Below are 19,994 nucleotides of genomic sequence, written 5' to 3' on the forward strand. Positions count from 1 at the left end.
TATTCTAGGGTCAGCCAGCCCCACCAATATTAAAGTAGATTTTTCAGGTGACGCCCCATGTCGCAAGCACTCGGAACGGATGTCTTCAACCTCGCACCCATCGCCATGTGGATCGAAGACTTCAGCGAGGTGAACAACCTCTTCAACGCCTGGAAGGCGGAAGGAGTAACCGATATCCGCTCCTTTCTTCGGGAGGAGACGTCCCGCGTCGTCCAATGCTCACGGCTGATCCGGATCGACGAGGTGAACAGGAAGACGCTGGAGCTGTTCGAAGCGGACGATATCGAGCATTTGAGGACCAACATCTCGCGGGTCTTTCGCGACGACATGCTGGAGCCCCACATCAACGAGCTCGCCGAGCTGTTCGACGGCAAGCTTTCCTTCTCCACTCCCACCGTCAACTATAGCCTGACAGGGCGGCGGCTCGACATTCAGCTTCGCGGCGCGGTCATGCCGGGCTATGAGGCGACGCTCGGAAAGCTGCTGCTGACCACGGAAGACATTACCGTGCAGGAGGATGCGCGGCGGGCCGAAGCTGCCCAGAGGCGGTATGCGGAGGGGATATTCCAGCATTCCCCCGTCTCTCTCTGGATCGAGGATTTCAGCCGTATCAAGCAGTTGATCGACAATGTCCGCGCGCGCGGCATCAGCGACTTCCGCACTTTTACGGATGTGCATCCGGAGTTCGTGCAGCAATGCATCAGCGAAATTCGCGTCCTGAGCGTCAACCAGGCAACGCTTGATCTCTTCGGCGCACCGGACCAGACGACACTGCTGATGCGGCTTGGCGACGTCCTGCGCGACGATATGGAAAAGCCCTTCCGCGAGCAACTGAACGAGCTGTGGAACGGCAATCTCTTCCACCACCGCGAGGTCATCAACTACGCACTGGACGGAAGCGAACGCCATATTCTTTTGCATTTTTCCGTGTTTCCAGGTCATGAGCACGACTGGTCGCGCGTGCAGGTGGCGCTGGCGGACATTACCGCGCGCAAGAAGGCTGAAGCCTATCTCGAATATCTCGGCAAGCACGACGTGCTGACGAAGCTCTACAACCGCGCCTTCTACGTGGACGAAATGAACCGGCTGGAGCGAAAGCTGCTCCGTCCCGTTTCCGCTATCGTCGTCGATCTCAACGGCCTGAAGGAAACCAACGACCAGATGGGCCACGACGCGGGTGACGCCCTGCTGCGCCGGTTCGGAGAAATCCTCAATGGCGCAGTGTCGCCTCCCAACCATGCCTGCCGCATCGGCGGCGACGAGTTTGCAGTCCTCATGCCGGGCGCGGATGCCAAGGCCGCTGCGTCGATGATGGAGACGATCAACGAGCTGCTGAAGATCAACAACCAGTTTTATTCGACTGCCCAGATCAGCATGTCGTTAGGCGCCGCTACAAGCGAACCGGGCGAGTCCATGGAATCGCTGCTGAAGCGGGCCGATGTGCTGATGTACGAGCACAAGAAGGCCCATTATCAGGTCAAGCATCATGGTAGCGCGGAGCATTCGGGCTCTTTTTAGCTCAGAGATCCGTGCGTTGTCATCGCTTTCTCCGTGTCGCCGCCTTTCAACCGGGCGACCCCGACAGAGAGGAGCACGCCAAGAACGGCAATGGCTGCTGCCACATAGCCGATGTTTTCGAGGCCAAGGTGTTGGATGACGGTGCCGCCGATGATCGCACCGAGGCCGATGCCGGCATTGGCCATGGAGACGTTGAGGGTGCCTGCCAGAGCCTGTGCATGGGTAGCGGCCTTCATCACCCGCACCTGGCAGATGGGGTAGAGGGCGGTGTTGGCGATGCCCCAGACGCCGAGGGCGACCATCAGCAGGGCATGAGAGGAAGATAGAGGCACGGTCGCGGCCATGCCCAAGGCCAGAACGGCCGTCGCGACACCGGTGGCGGCAAGCGGTCCCTTGCCGACGAAGTGTCCGCCAAGCCAGTTGCCGATCAATCCGAGAACGCCGAAGCCCATCAGCCACCAGCCGACCTGCCCGGCCGGAACCATGGCGATCCTCTCCAGAATGTCCGCGAGATAGGTATAGGCAGTGAACATGGCAGTGAAGACCACCACCGACAGGGCCATATTGCCGAGAAAGAATGGCTCCTTCAGGATACGTGCTTGGTCGGCAGCGCCGACTTTCTTAGGCTGAACGACGGATGGCATGACGAAGGCGAGCAGAACCGCCATGAGTGCCGAGAGGCCTGCAAGAAGCCAGAAGGTGCCGCGCCATGCGAGAGCATCAGCCGCAAGCGTTCCAAGCGGTATGCCGAACACCATGGCGGCGGCAATGCCCATATAGACCTGCGAGATCGCCTTGCCGGACCGTTCCGGACCGACAAGTTCGCCTGCAGTTTCGCTGGCCGTGCCCCAAAAGACCGGGAGGGCGAGCGCCGGCAGGAAGCGGCCGAGCCCGAGAACCCAGATGTTCGGTGCCAGTGCAGCCAGTGCGTTGGATATGGCAAAGACACCGAGGATGAAGATGAACAGCCGCTTGCGATCCAGATGCGAAACCATGGCAGTGAGGAATGGTCCGGCCAGCATCACCGTAAAGGCAAATAGCGTCACAAGCTGGCCTGCAAGGGCGACCGAGATACCGAGGTCTCGGGCCAGGCCTGGAAGCAGGCCGACGATGATGAATTCCGTCGTGACGATGACGAAAGCAGACGCTGCGAGAAGAAGAACGGAAAGCCGCGCGCCTGAGGCCTGAGTGGACAAGGGGGTGGCCGAGGTGCCGATGCTCATAGGGGTGCTCCTGATAAAGGAGACTGGTCTACTGCGGAAGAGCCGGCTGGTCACGCGGTCAAAATTCCGGTAATTATGGACTATGTTTCCATAATACGGGATGTCTCATGTATCCGACGGAGCGTCTGAAGGGCATAGAGGTGTTTGTCGAAGCGGCGCGGGCCGGCAGCTTCACCGTGGCAGGGCAGCGCCTTAACCTCACCAACTCGGCTGTCGGCAAGAGCGTCGGCAGGCTGGAGGCGAGGCTCGGCCGCCGGCTGTTCGAACGTACGACGCGAAGCCTGGCGCTCACGGATGCCGGCAGCGCCTTTTATGCCATCTGCCTGCGGGTGCTTTCCGATCTCGCCGATGCCGAGGCCGTGCTGGCATCGCATGAGAACGAACCCATTGGACGCCTGAAGATCAACGTGCCGGTCGCCTTTGGCCGCATGCAGGTCATGCCGCTCGTCCTGCAGCTTGCAGAAAGGCATCCCGGGCTTCGTCCCGAGGTGAATTTCACCGACCGTTTCGTGGATATGGTGGAGGAGAACGTCGATCTTGCCGTCCGCATCACCGCGTCGGACGTCTGGCCCGACGCCTTGGGCCGGCGGCATCTCGGGGCCGAGCGCCTCATCATCTGCGCATCGCCCGGCTTTATCGAAAGACAGGGTTCGCCGGGCTCGATCGACGACCTGGCCGAGTTCGACAGCGTCCTCTACGGAAGGGCGGACGGGAGCACGATACCCTGGAGGATCACACAGGATGGCGCGTCTGCCGAAGCCCGCGTCATGGAAGGTCGGCTTGTCCTCGGGAGCGCAGAGGCGCAGGTGGAGGCGGTCAAGGCGGGATTCGGGATCGCACAACTGGCTACGTGGCTGATCAGGGACGAGCTCGAGCGGGGCGAACTGGTGCAGGTCCTGCCGGAGGCGGCCACGGACGGGCTGCCGCTGCATCTGGTCTGGCCGCGCAGCCGTCAGCTCAGCCCCAAGGTCGATGCGCTGATAACGCTGCTGGCGCAGGAGCTGCGCATCCGGTGAAGCAGCCTGTCGCCGCACGCCGGGCAAGAAAAACCCGCCGAGATCATCGGCGGGTTCCCTATCGATAGGCCATCTTCAGAAGCAGGCGCCTTCGCCTTGCTTGGAAAGCGTCAGGCAGCGTCCTGCTCGGCCGGGGCTTCGATCATGCCCAGCGCCTGGAGGTAGGTGTCGAGGATCATGTCCTCTTCCATCCGCTCCTGATCGTCCTTCTTGCGCAGGGCAATCACCTTCTTGAGGATCTTGGTGTCGAAGCCCATGCCCTTCGCCTCGCCGTAGACGTCCTTGATGTCGTCGGCGATCGTCTTCTTTTCTTCTTCGAGTCGTTCAATGCGCTCGACAAAAGCGCGGAGCTGGTCGCGGGCGACGCCATGAGCATCAGACATCTGGGTCTCCTGATGGTGAGATGGAAAGAGTGGCTGTCACCTGCCGAAAAGCTGTCCCGAGGTCAAGTCCAAACGGGACCGGATCAACCATGGACAGGCTTGTTGCCGTCGAATGCGGCTTTTTGTGCGTCCGAAGCTTCTGCCTGGTGGAGGTTTTTCCAGTCCTCGTAAGGCATGCCCGTAGACGACTTCGCGAGACTGGTCTTTGGTGAGCGGTGCGCCTGCCGCGTTCGCGGCGTCCAGATACCAATTGGACAGGCAGTTGCGGCAAAAGCCGGCCATGTTCATCAGGTCGATGTTCTGGACATCCGTGCGCTCGCGCAGGTGGTGGACGAGGCGACGGAAAACCGCGGCCTCGAACTCCGTCTGTTGTTGGCTGGTGAGACCGGTAACGGCGCCTGCAGGTGCCAGTGGAGCAGTGTCGGTCATAGCTTTTCTCCTCTTGCCCGCGTTCAGCCCGGATAGGGACCAGTGCGGGACGGAAAGATGCGGTATTCATGCAATGTGGGTTGCGTATTCAGTGTTTGGAAGATCGGCGCCAGCCTTTCCGCCCAGGCAGCGATGCCGGCTTTGTCGGCGATCAGGTCCTGACGAACTTCGAGAAGCGCATGCGGGATGCCCGGGATCATGCAGTGCCGGTACATGGTGTCGCCTTTGAGGGCACCGTCATAGGGCTCGTTGTCGCCGACGATTATATCGCCCGGCTGCCGCAGCAGGTCGAGTAGCGGTGTCACGGCGCGGCCGTCGCTATCCCACAAGACGGCCGCATGCCAGGGCCGGGCGAAATCCTTCCAGAAGGGGGTAAAGGAATGCAGCGATAGAACCAGTGGCGCCCGGCCGGAAGCGCTAGCCCTGACGATGGTACGTTCCACGGCCCAGTGATAGGGCCGGTGAAAGGCATCCAGGCGAAAATCCCATTCGTCCTGCGCCATCGGGTGGTTGCCGGGAACGATCGCGCCGTCGGAAATCTTCATGATCAGCGTCGGATCGTCCTCGCCCCGGTTCGGATCGATCAGCAGGCGGGAAAAGCCGCCCAGCACGGCCGGCACACCGAGCCTGGCTGCAAGCCGGCGGGTTAGCCCCTCGATGCCGATATCGAAGGCGATGTGGCGCCGAAAGGCGCTTTCCGGCAGGCCGAGGCTGCCATAGGCGGCCGGCAGGCGGTTCATGGCATGGTCGGCGATCAGGACCATGCCGATGTCATAATCGCCTTCTACGATCTCGAAGGGTATGAAATCCTGCATGGCGTCCCGCTTCGATCTGCATGGGGGAAGGTTTGATTGCACAGCCCACCGTTTCGCTTTCCTGTTGCAGGAGATATTCTTCGAGCGCTTCCTCGGCAATCGCTGTTGCGGGCCGGCTGGTAACGGAGGATAAATAATCGAGCCGTTCCTTCATCTCGCTCGATATACGAGGGATATCGCGTGAGAAGTCATGAGCGCAGGCACCTCCAACTTCGTCCTGTTATAGCATGAAACCGGATCCCATGAAACTCGCCCACACGCCCTATGACGGATCGTCCAAGCCCTTCACGATCGGCCTTTCGCAGCTTGATCCCGATCGCTGGATCGAGCCCGACGAACACCTTGCCGAACAGGTGGAGGAAAAGAGACGGCTCCTGGCAGAGCATGGCGAGCAGGTGTTCCGGGCAGAGCCGGACACCCAAGCGGCACAGGCCGAAATTCTTCAGGCCCTCATCGACTACCTGCCTGCTCGTCATCCTGCCTATTACCGTCGCGACGGGAACCGGATGCAGGTGGCGGGCCGGCCCATCGATCTGACGGATGCAACCATGCCCGCGCTGCAGTGCGCCGGCTTCCTCGTTCAGGACGATCTCGTTCTCATGCGCCGCGGCGAAAACGGCTGGCGGATCGCGGCCGCTCTCCTTGCCTTCCCATCCTCCTGGTCGCTTCAGGAAAAGTTCGGAAAGGTCATGGACGAGGTGCATGCGCCCGTGCCGGATTTCGGCGCCGGCAGCCGCAATGCCGACCTCATCAACCGCATGTTCGACAATCTGGCGCCGGGCCGCATCGTGGTGCGCTGGAACTGGTCGGTCAACTGGCGTGCCGCGCTTTATCATCCCGCACCGACGCCGGCGAACGAGCTCGCCTCCGCGTCCTCTGGGGACGCCGTGATCCGGGTGGAGCGCCAGACGCTGCGCAAGCTGTCTGTCTCCGGCGACATCCTCTTCACAATCCGCATCTATCTGGATCCGGTGAAGACGATCCTGGCGCAGCCCAATGCCGCCGAACTTGCCGCATCGCTGGCCGCGCAGCTGGAAGCGCTGACGATCGACCAAGCCCGCTACAAAGGCCTGGTTTCGAAACGCAACGAGCTGATCCGGCTGCTGCGGGCTGCTTCTCAACCGGCAGTGCTCGCAGAATCTGAAGCCTGACCAGTCTCTGCTCGCAGCAGGCTCTTTATTGTGACGCGGTTTTATGATCTAGAGCCCGGCGAAATCGCGCATTTGCGCAAGAAATCACCGCCGAAGAAGCGGGCGGCGGCCGACAGGCTGCAGATCCAAAGGAGATAAGCATGGCAGAGACCACCTATCCGGTTTACGGCGAAATCACCGGCCCGATCGTCATGATCGGTTTCGGCTCGATCGGCCGCGGCACCCTGCCGCTGATCGAACGCCACTTCAAGTTCGACAAGAGCCGGATGGTCGTCATCGATCCGCGCGAGGAACCTTCCGACATGGAAATCCTTAAGAAGCACGGTATCCGCCACATCAAGGAATACGTGACGAAGGAGAACTACAAGGATCTCCTGAAGCCGCTCCTCACGGAAGGTGAAGGCCAGGGCTTCTGCGTCAACCTGTCGGTCGATACCGGCTCGCTCGACCTGATGAAGCTCTGCCGCAAGCTCGACGTGCTCTATATCGACACGGTCGTCGAACCCTGGCTCGGCTTCTATTTCGACAAGAACATGAAGAATTCCGAGCGCACCAACTACGCGCTACGCGAAACCGTGCGTCACGAAAAGAAGAAGAACCCGGGCGGCGCGACTGCCGTTTCCACCTGCGGCGCAAACCCGGGCATGGTCTCGTGGTTCGTCAAGCAGGCGCTGATCAACCTCGCCAACGATACGGGCCTGAAGTTCGAAGAGCCGGACCAGCACGACCGCGAAGGCTGGGCCAAGCTGATGAAGAAGCTCGGCGTCAAGGGTGTCCACATCGCCGAGCGCGACACCCAGCTGACGAAGAACCCGAAGCCGCTCAACGTCTTCTGGAACACCTGGTCCGTCGAAGGCTTCATTTCCGAAGGCCTGCAACCGGCTGAACTCGGCTGGGGCACCCACGAAAACTGGATGCCGAAGAACGCCAAGAAGCACAAGAAGGGTTCACAGGCCGCCATCTATCTGGAGCAGCCGGGCGCCAACACCCGTGTACGCACCTGGTGCCCGACGCCTGGCCCGCAATACGGTTTCCTCGTTACCCACAACGAATCCATCTCGATCGCCGATTACTTCACGGTGCGCGACAAGGACGGCGAAGTGACCTTCCGCCCGACCTGCCACTACGCCTACCATCCGGCCAATGATGCCGTGCTGTCGCTGCACGAAATGTTCGGCAATGGCGGCCATCCGCAGCCTGTCCATCACGTTCTCGACGAGAACGAACTGGTCGACGGCGTCGATGAACTCGGCGTACTGCTCTACGGCCATGAGAAGAACGCCTACTGGTTCGGTTCGCGCCTTTCTCTCGAAGAGACCCGCCGCATCGCTCCCTACCAGAACGCGACCGGCCTGCAGGTGACCTCGGCTGTTCTCGCCGGCATGGTCTATGCGCTCGAAAACCCGACAGCCGGCATCGTCGAAGCCGACGAGATCGACTACAAGCGCTGCCTGGAAGTCCAGCTGCCTTATCTCGGCCCAGTCGAAGGCCACTATACTGATTGGACCCCGCTCGACGGTCGCCCGGGCCTCTTCCCGGAAGACCTGGACGAGAAGGATCCATGGCAGTTCCGCAACATCCTGGTTCGCTGATTCACTACTTTTCTGTGTATTTGGAAACGCCCGCCATCAAGCGGGCGTTTTCTGTGTGGAAACAGGCTGCACCGAACCCTAGAGTATGTCAGGGCTAATATGACCTTCACACGCCAGACGGTGCGAATCGCGGGAGAAAGATCATGAACTTCAAGATGGGCCTCGTTTTCATGGCCGCCGCCAGCCTCACGGCTTGCGTTTCCTCCCAGCCCCAGCGCATGGCCTCCTTGCAGCCTGCGTTGCCGCAGGGGGTCGAAGGCACATGGGTCGATCCGAACGGCATCGTCTCGACCTTCCAGAGCGGCACCTTCAACACGCGCGCCAGCGACAGCAACGCGCTACTGGCATCGGGCACCTACACGAAGCTCTCGCCGACCCTGGTCGAGATCAACATGACCTCGCTCGTCCGCAAGACACAGTCGCGCGTCAATTGTTCGCTTGCGACACCAAGCCAGCTGAACTGCACGCAGGACACCGGCGCCCAGTTTTCGCTCGCGCGCCGTACCTGAGGCCGACACTATTTGCATGATGATGAACCCGCCGGGCACGCCGCCTTGGCGGGTTTTTTCGTTGTGCGACGGTCATGCGAATGCCGGACTGTCATATTTCGCTTGAAACCGGTTTTTCTTGATGAAACCATGCCCCGCACAATGATTGTCACGCTGGAACGCTAAAGCGGAAATTGGCGACAGGCGGCAGAACGGCGTCGCGCAGAGATAACAACAGGAGAGAGACAGATGATGAAGACTATGAGGCTTGGCCTCTTGGCCGCATCGGCGATGGCCTTTTCGAGCGGCGCGGCACTGGCCGATTTCGAGCTCGACATCCTGCACATCAACGACTTCCACTCGCGCATCGAATCCGTCAACAAATACGACAGCACCTGCTCTGCCGAGGAAGAGGGCAAGGGCGAATGCTTCGGCGGCGCAGCCCGGCTCCTCACCGCCATCAACCAGACCCGCGACGCGCTGAAGGGGCAGAACAAGAACGTTCTGCTGCTCAACGCCGGCGACAATTTCCAGGGCTCGCTCTTCTACACGACCTACAAGGGCGCCGTGGAAGCCGAAGTCCTCAACGCCATGAAGTTCGACGCCATGACCGTCGGCAACCATGAATTCGACGATAGCGACGATGTGCTGGCAACCTTCCTGGACAAGGTCCAGTTCCCGGTCGTCACCGCCAATGTGGTGCCAAGCGCGGCCGCCAAGATCGGCGATCGCATCAAGCCGTCCATCGTGCTCGATGTCGCCGGCCAGAAGATCGGCATCGTCGGTGCCGTCACCAACGATACGCCTGAGATCGCCAATCCTGGCCCGAACATCACCATCGCCGACGACGTCGCCAAGATCACCGAGGCCGTTCAGGGGCTGAAAGCGCAGGGCGTCAACAAGATCATCGCGCTGACCCATGTCGGTTATCCGCGCGATCTCGCCTTTATCGCAAAAATCCCGGATGTGGACGTTGTTGTCGGCGGCCATACCCACACGCTGCTGTCCAACACGGTCAAGGGCGCCGAAGGCCCCTACCCGACCTGGGTGGACAATCCGGCCGGCTACAAGGTTCCGGTCGTCCAGGCCTTCCAGTACAGCCGTTATCTCGGCGACCTGAAGGTCGTGTTCGACGATGCCGGCGTGGTCAAGGAAGCGAGCGGCGAACCGATCCCGGTGGACAACAAGTTCCAGCCGGACCAGTCTATGGTCGGCCGCATCAACGAGTTGAAGGCGCCCATCGAGGAGATGAAGAAGAAGGTCGTCGGCTCGGCCGAAAGCCCGATCGACGGCGACCGCAGGGTTTGCCGCGCCAAGGAATGCTCGATGGGTAACCTGCTCGCCGATGCCCAGCTGGACCGGGTCAAGGACCAGGGGATCACCATCTCCATCCAGAACGGCGGCGGGCTGCGCGCTTCGATCAATGCCGGCGAGATCGGCATGGGCGAAGTCCTGACCGTGCTGCCCTTCCAGAACACGATCGCCACCTTCCAGATCAAGGGTTCGGATCTTCTGAAGGCGCTCGAAAACGGCGTCAGCCAGATCGACGACGGCGCAGGGCGCTTCCCGCAGGTGGCGGGGATCAAGTATTCCTTCGACAAGTCGAAGCCGGTCGGCAGCCGCGTCAGCGACGTGCAGGTCAAGGAAGGCGATGCCTTCGTTCCGATCGACCAGAACAAGACCTATGGCGTCGTTACCAACAATTATGTGCGTGGCGGCGGCGACGGCTACAAGATCTTCGCGACGGCAGCGCAGAACGCTTATGATTTCGGGCCGAACCTCGAAAACGCGGTCGCGGACTATCTCGCCGCCCATAACCCCTACAAGCCTTACACGGACGGCCGCATCACCGACCTGACGCCGGCCGACTACAAGGCGCCTCCGCCGCCGGCTCCTGCGGCACCGCCCGCCCCTGCCGCAACGACCCCTGCACCCGCAGCTCCTGCTCCTGCACCCGCAGCTCCTGCTCCTGCTCCTGCAACGACTGCCCAGCCTCCCGCAGCCCCGGCAACTCCCGCTGCGCCAGCCAGTCCGGCGCCCGCAGCCTCCACTCCGGCCGCTCCTGCAGCACCTGCAACAACCGCCCCGGTCGCGGCGCAGCCGGCAGGCCCGACCAAATACACCGTGGTCAAGGGCGACTCGCTCTGGAAGATCGCCGAGAAGACCTATGGCGACGGCGAAAAGTGGACAGAGATTGCCAAGAGCAACAAGCTGCGTCATCCCGATCTCATTCAGGTCGGCGAGGAACTGGAGCTTCCGGCAAAGTGATCCGGCTTGATCCGGATCAAGGTCCGGATCGGCAGGCTGAACCATAGACAGTCGGCGAATTGTCGCGCTTTCCGCAACGGCTTGGGCTTTCCCGAGCCGTTGTTTGTTTCGGACCTATTTTACGGCTAAACGGAGAGGCGACACCAATCCGCAAAACCGTCTTTACCGTAGAACGCATCAGCAAGTTCACCTGGAATATCGTCATGACCTCTTCCCTCTCCATGCCCGCCAATCATCCCAAGGTCACGTTCGGCAAGGTGGGCGTCCTGCTCGTCAACCTCGGCACCCCTGACGGCACCGACTATTGGTCGATGCGCCGCTATCTAGCGGAGTTCCTGTCGGACCGGCGGGTCATCGAGTGGTCGCGCCTGTTCTGGTATCCGATCCTCTACGGCATCGTGCTCAACAAGCGCCCGCAGAAGGTGGGCAAGGCTTATGAGGCGATCTGGAACAAGACGCTCGACGAAAGCTATCTGCGGACCTACACGCGCAACCAGGGGACGCTGATGGCCGAGCGCCTGAAGGATCTGCCGAACGTCGTGGTCGATTGGGCCATGCGATACGGCAAGCCGCCAATCGCCGAGCGCATCGATGCGCTGAAGGCGCAGGGCTGCGAGAAGATCCTCCTCTTCCCGCTTTATCCGCAATACGCGTCGGCAACGACCGCCACCGTCAACGACAAGGCTTTCCAGCACCTGATGAAGATGCGCTGGCAGCCGGCCGTGCGCACCGTGCCGACCTATCACGACGACCCGGCCTATATCGAGGCGCTTGCCAATTCGGTTCGCCAGACGCTGGCGACGCTCGATTGGGAGCCGCAGTTGCTGATCACGTCCTTCCACGGCATTCCGCAATCCTATTTCGCCAAGGGCGACCCCTATCACTGCTACTGCCAGAAGACGGCGCGCCTGCTGCGTGAGGCGCTGGGCTATTCAGACAAGCAGTTCCGCATCACCTTCCAATCCCGCTTCGGGCCGGAGGAATGGCTGCAACCCTATACGGACAAGACGATGGAAACGCTAGCCGCCGAAGGCATCAAGCGGGTGGCGATCATGAACCCCGGCTTCGTCTCCGACTGTCTGGAAACCCTGGAGGAAATCGCCGGCGAGGCGGGCGAGATCTTCATGCACCATGGCGGCGAGAAATTCGTGCACATTCCCTGTCTCAACGACAGCGAGGGCGGCATGAACGTTCTCGAAACGGTCGTGCGCCGCGAGCTTCAGGGCTGGGTCTGAGCCTGTAAAAGGTTAGCGGATTTCTTCCGCTTGGAAGGCTGCGGTCGCGGCTTTCCAGAAGTCTTCATCCTCATAGTCCGTCGGGTCCTCCACGCCGGCCAGATGGAAGGCCTCACGTCTTTCCACGCAGGTTCCGCAGCGGCCGCAATGTCTGTCACCGCCCTTGTAGCAGGACCAGGTTTCGGCAAAAGGCGTGGCATGGCGGGCGCCGTCGGTGACGATATCCGCCTTTGAACCATTGACGTAAGGCGCCAGCAGCTTCACCGATGCGTAGCCGTCGAGCGCCTGATCCTGCATCGCCTGGAAGGCATCGATGAAGCCCGGCCGGCAATCGGGATAGATGAAATGGTCGCCGCCATGCACTGCGATCGCGACGGCTTCCGCCTGACGCGTTGCCGCGACGCCGAAGGCGATCGCCAACATGATTGCATTGCGGTTCGGCACCACGGTCACCCGCATCGTCTCCTCCGCATAATGGCCGTCCAGCACCGCGATATCGTCCGTCAGCGCCGAACCGGTGAGGTGGGCGCCGATCGCGGTCATGTCGATGATCTCGTGAAAGACGCCGAGCCGCCTCGCGCAACGGGCGGCATAATCCAGTTCCTTCCGATGCCTTTGCCCGTAGTCGAACGAGACCAGCCCGGCCAGGTCCTGCTGTGCGGCGACCCGATGGGCGAGCGAAACGGAATCCAGTCCGCCGGAGCAGACGACGATAGTCTTCATGGGATTTGTCCTTGTTTTGTCCGGGTAGGCCGCGACCGGTTTGCAGTGCATCCTTTCTAGACCGGCCCGTTGCGCTTGTGAATGGCGTTAGGCTCCAATAGGATCGGCGCCAAACGACAGTGGAGGAAACCATGTTCCTGGGCGGCTTTGATATTGTGGTGATCGTGGCCGTGGCGCTCGCTATCCTGATCCTTTTTGCGGGTATCAAGACGGTGCCGCAGGGCTATCGTTACACGGTGGAGCGCTTCGGCCGCTACACCCGCACGCTCGATCCGGGTCTCAACCTGATCACACCCTTCATCGAGCGGATCGGCGCACGCATGAGCGTCATGGAGCAGGTGCTCAATATCCCGACGCAGGAGGTGATCACCAAGGACAATGCCAGCGTCTCCGCCGATGCCGTCTCCTTCTATCAGGTCCTCAATCCGGCCCAGGCGGCCTACCAGATCTCCAACCTGGAAAACGCCATCCAGAACCTCACCATGACCAATATTCGCTCCGTCATGGGCTCGATGGATCTGGACGAACTCCTGTCCAACCGCGAAGTCATCAACGACCGCTTGCTGCGCGTGGTGGACGAGGCGGTTGGCCCCTGGGGCATCAAGGTCACCCGCGTCGAGATCAAGGATATCCAGCCGCCGGCCGATCTCGTCCAATCCATGGGCCGGCAGATGAAGGCCGAGCGCGAGAAGCGTGCCCAGATCCTCGAAGCGGAAGGCTCGCGCAACGCCCAGATCCTGCGTGCCGAAGGCGCCAAGCAGGCGGCCGTGCTGGAAGCCGAAGGCCGTCGCGAGGCAGCGTTTCGGGAGGCTGAGGCGCGCGAAAGGCTTGCCGAGGCCGAAGCCAAGGCGACCGAATTCGTGTCGCAGGCGATTGCCGCGGGCGGCGTCCAGGCGATCAACTATTTCGTGGCGCAGAAATATACCGAAGCGCTGGTCGAGATCGGCAAGGCGCCCAATTCCAAGATCGTGCTGATGCCGCTGGAAGCCTCCTCGCTCATCGGCTCGCTCGGGGGGATCGGCGCAATCTCCAAGGAGATCTTCGGCGACGGAGCAGCCTCGGTCGTTCAGCCACGCCCGCCGGTGCCTGCCCGTGCCCCCGCCGTATCGCCACGCACCACTCCGGCCGTCAATCCCTTCGATCTCCCGCGGGAGCCCCAAGGATGATCGAGGGTCTCGCTGAAAACCTGGGTCCCTGGGGCTGGTGGATCCTTGGCCTCGTGCTTCTCGTCGCCGAGCTTGCCGCACCCGGCGTCTTCCTCATCTGGATCGGCATGGCCGCAATCGTCGTCGGTGCAATTTCACTGGGGCTTTGGCAGACCGGATGGTGGAGCTGGCAGGTCCAGCTTCTGGTGTTCGGCGTGCTGTCGATCGTTTTTGCGATCGCCGGACGCCGCGTCTATGCCGGACGTGGCGAGCACAGCGACGAACCCATGCTGAATCGCCGCAGCGAAAGCCTTGTAGGACGCACAGCTGTGCTTGCGGAACCCATTGCAGAAGGTCGCGGACGGATTCGCCTGGACGATACCTGGTGGCCGGTCATGGGTCCCGACTTGCCGGCGGGTGCCCGAGTCGTCGTGGTAGAGGCGCGTGGGCGCGATCTGAAGGTCGCCCAGGCCTGAGCCTGTCAGGCCACGCCGACCCGCAGAAGATCGTGGAAGTGGATGATGCCGATCGGCCGGCGGTCGTCGTCCACGACGATCAACGCCCCGATGCTATGCTTGTTGAGAAGCGCCATGGCCGCGGTCGCCAGCGTTTCCTTGCCAACCGTCTTCGGATTTCTCGTCATCACCTCGTCCACGGTCAGCGTGCCGAGATTGACGTCGAGATGACGGGCAATATCACCGTCGGTGACCACGCCGCACAGCCGCCCGTCATCGTCGAGAACTCCGACGCAGCCGAAACGCTTCTGGGACAACTCGTGGATCGCCTCCGGCATGGAAACGCCTTGTCTTACCAAGGGAATACGGTCACCGCTGTGCATCAGGTCGCTGACATGGCTAAGCATGGCACCGAGCTTGCCGCCGGGATGATAGACGCGGAAATCCGTGGCCGAAAAACCGCGCGCCTCGAGCAGCGCCACGGCCAACGCGTCGCCGAGCGCCAGCTGCATCAGCGTCGAGGTCGTGGGCGCCAATCCGTGCGGGCAGGCTTCCTGCTCCTTTGGCAAAAGCAGGACATGATCCGCCGCCCGCGCAAGCGTCGAAAATGTGCCGGACGTGATCGCGATCAGCGGAATTGAGAAGCGACGGGTAAACGATACGATCCCCTGTAGCTCGGCGGTTTCGCCGCTCCAGGAGAGCGCGAGAACCACGTCGCTCGGCGTAATCATGCCTAGATCGCCGTGATTGGCCTCGACCGGATGCACGAAAAAGGCCGGCGTGCCCGTGGAGGCGAGGCTCGCCGCGATCTTGCCGCCGATATGACCGCTCTTGCCGATGCCGGTCACGATCACGCGTCCTTCGATTGCGCCGATCAATTCGGCCGATTTGCGGAACGCATCGCCAAGACCGTTCTGAAGAGCCAGCTCCAGCGCGTTAAGCCCCTGCTTTCCAAAGGCAATCGTTCTCAAGGCGGAATCGATCACGTCGTGTTCGACGGCTTGCAGAGCTCTCTTGATCATGGCGCTGGCTTAGTCCTTTTCGACGTCCAAGTCCACCGTCTCGCAAAACCTGGCCAATCCGGCATGGCAAGAAACCAAACATTAACCACCTCGCTTTACGTTTGGGTAAGAATTCCCGTTCGCCAGGCAGGTTCATGAAAACCACAGGAAAGACAGGCAGGAGCTCGCAGGGGCGGCGGACGGCGCTTGGCCTGCTGCTGGCCTGTTCCGCCCTTGTCGTGCCCGTCCTGGCTGCCTCGCAAACGCTGTTTCCGACCGATTCAAGCCCGCTGCCCTCACTGTCCGACAGTCAGATAGGCACGGCCGGCACCTCGACCATTACTCGGAATGCGCAAGGGTTGCCGAATTCGACCTCTTTCACCGGCGCCCGACCGGCCGGCACGGCTCTCGATCTCACCGCCGATCCCAATGCCGACCCGACCACTCAGAATGCGCCAAACGATCTGAGGCCCGCCACACCTTTACCCGGAGCCGCAGGGAACACTGGTGCAGAGGCCGCCGAGGAGGACTTGAACCAACCCTTGAGCGAGCCTCTGGATGCGGCGGGCGAACCCATCGATCAGCAGGAGGCGCCGCGCCAGCCGGGGGATCCAACAGGCATTCGACTTGGAAGCTTCATGCTCCGCCCTTCCGTCAGCCAGAGCATCAACACCGAGATCACCCGCTCGAACGGTGCCAAGGATACACGCAACTACCTGGCGACAGGCATTCGCGGCACGCTGTCCTCCGACTGGTCGCGCCACGCGCTGACGGTAACGGGTGAAGGCGTGTTCGAGCACGACTTGAGCGGCGGCAACAGGCAATTTTCCCCGGAAGGCACGATCGCGGCCGACCTGCGGCTCGATCTTGCCGACGACACGATCGCTCACGTTACCGGCGGCTACAACTTTACCCGCGAAGATACGGACGATCCGAACGCAGTAGGCGATGCGGAAACCCAGTCCGGTGTGCATCAGTTCAATGGCGGCCTGTCGGTGGAGCGTGATCTCGGCCGTATCCACGGTCTCGCCGCTGTCGAAGGTACTCGCTCCATCTACACGGACGCAAAGCTCTCCAGTGGCGATGTGATCAGCATGGCAGACCGAGATCGGACTGGTATCGATGGCCGCCTGCGGCTGGGTTACGAGCTTTCAACGGCGATCATCCCCTTCATCGAGGTGGCGAGCGGCCACACCTTCTACGATCAGAAGCGGGACAATTCCGGTTATGCCCGCTCGTCCCAGAGCTATGCGGCACGCACCGGCGTCGAGTTCGACTTCGGCGACAAGCTGCGCGGGGAAGTGGGTACCGGCTACGAAGTCGTCGATTACGAGGATAGCCGGCTCGACTCCGTCGGTGCCGTCACCTTCGACGGCAAGGCGGTCTGGTCGCCGCGCCGGGGCACCGACGTCAACCTCGGCCTTCGGACCACGGTCCAGGATTCCACCACGGCTGGGCAAAGCGGCTGGATCGAGTACCAGCTTACCTCTGCGGTGGCACATGAGATCCGTGACAACCTCACAGGCCGCCTGACCGGCAGCACGACCTTCAGAAATTTCGACGGCGGCACAAGCGAGGACAACATGACCTGGGTCGCCGGCGCCGGGCTCACCTGGGCGATCAACCGCTACTTCGACTTCACGAGTGATATCGAATACGAGCGCACCACCGGTGGATCGGAACAGGACATACTGCGCGCCGGCGTGGGGCTGAGCGTGAAACGCTAAGCGAAGTCCCCCGCGACAAGTTCACGTTTCCGTGATCTTGCATGTCCTGAAAATGCCGTCTCTCGAGGGATTATGGTCAGAAATTGAGCGGCTACGAACCGGTGCCGAGCTACCAACCGCAGTGCCGTGTTCAAATTGTTCTACTCTAAGCCTTGCGCGCAAGATTGTTTCGTCGCCGAAGAACGGCCCTCGATCCGTTGACGAGCGTCCTATCAAAAACGCATAGCTCGCTCGTCCACCTATGCACCTTTGTTTTAGGCCGATCCGGCAGCTGGTGTCGGCGGAAGTCTTTCCTTCTGTGAGCAGTTGCAACATATACGCATCTGAGCGGCGCATTTCTGCCGCAATGCAGCAAGCTGCACAGCATGATCAGAGGTTTAAAGTGTCAAGTTATTCCAGCCCTAGCGTGCCGGCAGGAGCTTCGTCTTCCGCCCGCCCAAGCACCAACAACCACCAGTTCGCCCTCGTTGCGTTGACGTCGCTGTTTTTCATGTGGGGTTTCATTACCTGCCTGAACGATATCCTCATTCCGCATCTGAAAAACGTCTTTTCGCTCAACTACACGCAGTCCATGTTGATCCAGTTGTGCTTCTTCGGGGCCTACTTCATCGTATCCCTGCCGGCCGGCGCGCTGGTCAAGCGCATCAGCTATAAATGGGGCATCGTCGTCGGCCTGCTGATTGCCGCGGTCGGCTGCGCCCTCTTCATCCCGGCTGCCAGCTACCGCGTCTACGCGCTCTTTCTCGGCGCGCTCTTCGTGCTCGCAACCGGCGTTACCATCCTGCAGGTGGCTGCCAATCCCTATGTCACCGAGCTTGGCGCTCCGGAAACGGCTGCAAGCCGCCTCACGCTCACTCAGGCCTTCAACTCGCTCGGCACCACCGTCGCGCCCTTGTTCGGCGCAATGCTGATCCTGTCTGCCGCCGTCGCCGACGTCCAGAACGCTTCACCGGAACAGGTTGAGGCTTTGCGCATCGCGGAGGCGAACGCCGTGCGCTTCCCCTACATGATCCTTGCGATTGCCTTCCTCGTACTTGCGGCGATCTTCGCGGCGCTGAAGCTGCCGAAAGTGGAAGAAGAAGACGTTGCTGAAGCGGTCGGCGGCGAGCATCACGGCTCCGCATGGTCCTACCGCCATCTGGTGCTGGGCGCGGTCGGCATCTTCCTTTATGTCGGAGCAGAAGTCAGCATCGGCAGCTTCCTCGTAAACTACCTGGCCGAACCGAGCATTGCCAATATGCCGGAAGCCGAGGCTGCCCACTACGTCGCCTATTTCTGGGGTGGCGCCATGATCGGCCGTTTCATCGGCTCGTTTGCCATGCGCTATGTGGATGACGGCAAGGCGCTCGCCTTCAATGCCGTAATTGCGGGCCTGCTTCTGGTGGCAACCGTGTTTGCAGGCGGCAAGGTGGCCATGTGGGCCGTGCTTGCTGTCGGGCTCTTCAACTCCATCATGTTCCCGACCATCTTCAGCCTGGCGCTGAAGGGCCTTGGCCGCCACACCAGCCAGGGCTCCGGCATCCTGTGCCTGGCGATCGTCGGCGGCGCTCTTCTGCCTGTCCTGCAAGGCGGACTTGCCGATACGATCGGCATCCACCTCGCCTTCCTCATGCCGGTCGTCTGCTACGTCTACATCGCCTTCTACGGCGTGAAGGGCCACAAGCCGGCCTGAAGCGCGTGAACTTTCCAAACGTAAAAAAGCCGCTGGATCGCTCCGGCGGCTTTTTTTTGCAAGTAGAACGGGCGAAGCTTAGTTCAGCTTCTCGACCATCGCCTTAAGCGGCCCTTCGATCGACGGGCGGATATCATCCCGCTTCAGCGCAAAGGCCAGGTTGGCAAGAATGAAGCCGTCCTTGGCGCCGCAGTCGTAGGTTTCGCCCCGGAAATGATAGGCGGCGAACTCCTGCGCCTTGGCGAGAGCCAGCATGCCGTCGGTCAGCTGGATTTCGTTGCCGGCGCCGCGTTCCTGGGTTTCCAAGATCTTGAAGATTTCCGGCTGCAGGATGTAGCGGCCGTTGATGAAGAAGTTAGAGGGCGCGGTTCCCTTGGCAGGCTTCTCCACCATCTCAGTGATCTTGAAGCCTTCCCCAACCGGAGCACCCTTGCCGACGATACCGTATTTATGGGTCTGGTCGGGGGCGCATTCCTCGACGGCCAGCACATTGCCACCAGTCTGTGCGTAGAGATCGACCATGCCCTTCAGGCAGCTCTTTTCCGAAGACATGATCATGTCCGGCAGCAGAACGGCGAAGGGCTCGTTGCCGACGATGTCGCGGGCGCACCAGACCGCATGGCCGAGGCCGAGCGGCACCTGCTGGCGCGTGAAGCTGGCCGTACCCGCCTTCGGCAGGATGTGCGACAACAGCGTCAGCTCGGCATTCTTGTTGCGCTCGCGCAGCATCTGCTCCAGCTCGTACTGGATGTCGAAATAGTCTTCGATGACGCCCTTGCCGCGGCCGGTCACGAAAACGAAATGCTCGATGCCGGCTTCGGCCGCCTCATCCACGACATACTGGATGACCGGCTTATCGACGACCGTCAGCATTTCCTTGGGCACGGCCTTGGTGGCGGGAAGGAAGCGCGTTCCCAGGCCTGCGACCGGAAAAACTGCTTTGCGAATTTTGCGTTGCTCTGACACTCGTGCCTCCTGATGCACTTCATTGTGCGGATTACGGACCTTCAGGCCTCTATCTCCCCTTTGCTACCTTTTCACAAAGGGCTGCCGCAAGGGCATTTCTATGGTAAAGATTTTGTTGACCCTATCCTGATATGACATCGTCAAGCCGCACTCCGGTCTCGCCTTCGGTTTTTGAAGAGAAGAATGG

At 61.3% G+C, this 19,994-nt stretch carries 17 protein-coding genes and 1 pseudogene; 11 read left to right on the forward strand and 7 right to left on the reverse strand.

What is annotated here, in order from left to right; translation table 11 throughout:
- The first annotated feature begins 57 nt into the window (after positions 1 to 57).
- Positions 58 to 1,518: a sensor domain-containing diguanylate cyclase gene (locus tag EPK99_RS10830; RefSeq protein ID WP_128443029.1), complete on the forward strand. Its 1,461-nt coding sequence runs from the start codon at positions 58 to 60 to the stop codon at positions 1,516 to 1,518.
- On the opposite strand, the gene EPK99_RS10835 is transcribed toward EPK99_RS10830, so the two are convergent.
- Positions 1,515 to 2,741 carry an MFS transporter gene (locus tag EPK99_RS10835; protein ID WP_128443030.1) on the reverse strand — a complete coding sequence of 409 codons (1,227 nt, stop codon included), beginning with the start codon at positions 2,739 to 2,741 and terminating at the stop codon, positions 1,515 to 1,517. The two genes, EPK99_RS10830 and EPK99_RS10835, sit on opposite strands and share 4 nt — an antisense overlap.
- 107 nt (positions 2,742 to 2,848) lie before the next feature.
- On the opposite strand from EPK99_RS10835, the gene EPK99_RS10840 reads away from it, so the two are divergent.
- Positions 2,849 to 3,757: a LysR family transcriptional regulator gene (locus EPK99_RS10840; RefSeq protein WP_128443031.1), complete on the forward strand. Its 909-nt coding sequence runs from the start codon at positions 2,849 to 2,851 to the stop codon at positions 3,755 to 3,757.
- Between the two features lie 110 nt (positions 3,758 to 3,867).
- Here the strand turns inward: EPK99_RS10840 and EPK99_RS10845 are convergent, their stop codons facing one another.
- From EPK99_RS10845 to EPK99_RS10855, 3 genes and pseudogenes are all read right to left on the reverse strand, one after another.
- Positions 3,868 to 4,140: a DUF2312 domain-containing protein gene (locus EPK99_RS10845; protein ID WP_128443032.1), complete on the reverse strand. Its 273-nt coding sequence runs from the start codon at positions 4,138 to 4,140 to the stop codon at positions 3,868 to 3,870.
- An 83-nt stretch (positions 4,141 to 4,223) separates the two neighbouring features.
- A pseudogene (locus EPK99_RS10850) lies at positions 4,224 to 4,569 on the reverse strand (DUF1244 domain-containing protein).
- A gap of 23 nt (positions 4,570 to 4,592) precedes the next feature.
- On the reverse strand, positions 4,593 to 5,384 hold the full coding sequence (locus tag EPK99_RS10855; RefSeq protein WP_128443033.1) for an N-formylglutamate amidohydrolase: 792 nt from the start codon (positions 5,382 to 5,384) through the stop codon (positions 4,593 to 4,595).
- A gap of 242 nt (positions 5,385 to 5,626) precedes the next feature.
- On the opposite strand from EPK99_RS10855, the gene EPK99_RS10860 reads away from it, so the two are divergent.
- The 5 genes from EPK99_RS10860 (at position 5,627) to hemH (ending at position 12,118) form a co-directional block, all read left to right on the forward strand.
- The gene (locus EPK99_RS10860; RefSeq protein ID WP_128443034.1) at positions 5,627 to 6,535 is read left to right on the forward strand and encodes a heme-dependent oxidative N-demethylase family protein; all 909 of its coding nucleotides are present in this window, start codon (positions 5,627 to 5,629) and stop codon (positions 6,533 to 6,535) included.
- 140 nt (positions 6,536 to 6,675) lie between these two features.
- Positions 6,676 to 8,127, forward strand: a complete 1,452-nt coding sequence (locus EPK99_RS10865; RefSeq protein WP_128443035.1) for a homospermidine synthase — start codon at positions 6,676 to 6,678, stop codon at positions 8,125 to 8,127.
- Between the two features lie 143 nt (positions 8,128 to 8,270).
- Complete coding sequence (gene omp10 / locus EPK99_RS10870; protein WP_128443036.1) at positions 8,271 to 8,636, forward strand: outer membrane lipoprotein Omp10; 366 nt, start codon at positions 8,271 to 8,273, stop codon at positions 8,634 to 8,636.
- A 228-nt stretch (positions 8,637 to 8,864) separates the two neighbouring features.
- The gene (locus EPK99_RS10875) at positions 8,865 to 10,883 is read left to right on the forward strand and encodes a 5'-nucleotidase C-terminal domain-containing protein (protein ID WP_128443037.1); all 2,019 of its coding nucleotides are present in this window, start codon (positions 8,865 to 8,867) and stop codon (positions 10,881 to 10,883) included.
- Positions 10,884 to 11,086: 203 nt separating this feature from the next.
- Positions 11,087 to 12,118: a ferrochelatase gene (gene hemH / locus EPK99_RS10880; RefSeq protein WP_128443038.1), complete on the forward strand. Its 1,032-nt coding sequence runs from the start codon at positions 11,087 to 11,089 to the stop codon at positions 12,116 to 12,118.
- A gap of 12 nt (positions 12,119 to 12,130) precedes the next feature.
- Here hemH and queC read toward each other — a convergent pair whose 3' ends face one another.
- A complete protein-coding gene (gene queC / locus EPK99_RS10885) occupies positions 12,131 to 12,841 on the reverse strand; it encodes a 7-cyano-7-deazaguanine synthase QueC (protein ID WP_128443039.1) in 711 nt (236 codons plus the stop codon).
- Between the two features lie 131 nt (positions 12,842 to 12,972).
- Here queC and EPK99_RS10890 point away from each other — a divergent pair, with 131 nt between their 5' ends.
- Both EPK99_RS10890 and EPK99_RS10895 read left to right on the forward strand, forming a co-directional pair.
- A complete protein-coding gene (locus EPK99_RS10890) occupies positions 12,973 to 14,007 on the forward strand; it encodes an SPFH domain-containing protein (RefSeq protein ID WP_128443040.1) in 1,035 nt (344 codons plus the stop codon).
- Positions 14,004 to 14,462, forward strand: a complete 459-nt coding sequence (locus tag EPK99_RS10895) for an NfeD family protein (RefSeq protein ID WP_128443041.1) — start codon at positions 14,004 to 14,006, stop codon at positions 14,460 to 14,462. Before EPK99_RS10890 ends, EPK99_RS10895 begins: the two co-directional genes overlap by 4 nt.
- Positions 14,463 to 14,467: 5 nt before the next feature.
- On the opposite strand, the gene EPK99_RS10900 is transcribed toward EPK99_RS10895, so the two are convergent.
- On the reverse strand, positions 14,468 to 15,463 hold the full coding sequence (locus EPK99_RS10900) for a KpsF/GutQ family sugar-phosphate isomerase (RefSeq protein ID WP_128443042.1): 996 nt from the start codon (positions 15,461 to 15,463) through the stop codon (positions 14,468 to 14,470).
- 134 nt (positions 15,464 to 15,597) lie between these two features.
- Here EPK99_RS10900 and EPK99_RS10905 point away from each other — a divergent pair, with 134 nt between their 5' ends.
- Entirely contained in the window at positions 15,598 to 17,169 is a 1,572-nt protein-coding gene (locus tag EPK99_RS10905; RefSeq protein ID WP_128443043.1) for an outer membrane beta-barrel protein, read from the forward strand.
- Between the two features lie 346 nt (positions 17,170 to 17,515).
- Positions 17,516 to 18,841 carry an L-fucose:H+ symporter permease gene (gene fucP, locus EPK99_RS10910; RefSeq protein WP_205909086.1) on the forward strand — a complete coding sequence of 442 codons (1,326 nt, stop codon included), beginning with the start codon at positions 17,516 to 17,518 and terminating at the stop codon, positions 18,839 to 18,841.
- A gap of 78 nt (positions 18,842 to 18,919) precedes the next feature.
- Here the strand turns inward: fucP and galU are convergent, their stop codons facing one another.
- Complete coding sequence (galU, locus tag EPK99_RS10915; protein WP_128443045.1) at positions 18,920 to 19,807, reverse strand: UTP--glucose-1-phosphate uridylyltransferase GalU; 888 nt, start codon at positions 19,805 to 19,807, stop codon at positions 18,920 to 18,922.
- Positions 19,808 to 19,994: the final 187 nt, after the last annotated feature.

Source organism: Neorhizobium lilium (assembly GCF_004053875.1).
In the GTDB taxonomy this organism is placed as follows: Bacteria; Pseudomonadota; Alphaproteobacteria; order Rhizobiales; family Rhizobiaceae; genus Neorhizobium; species Neorhizobium lilii.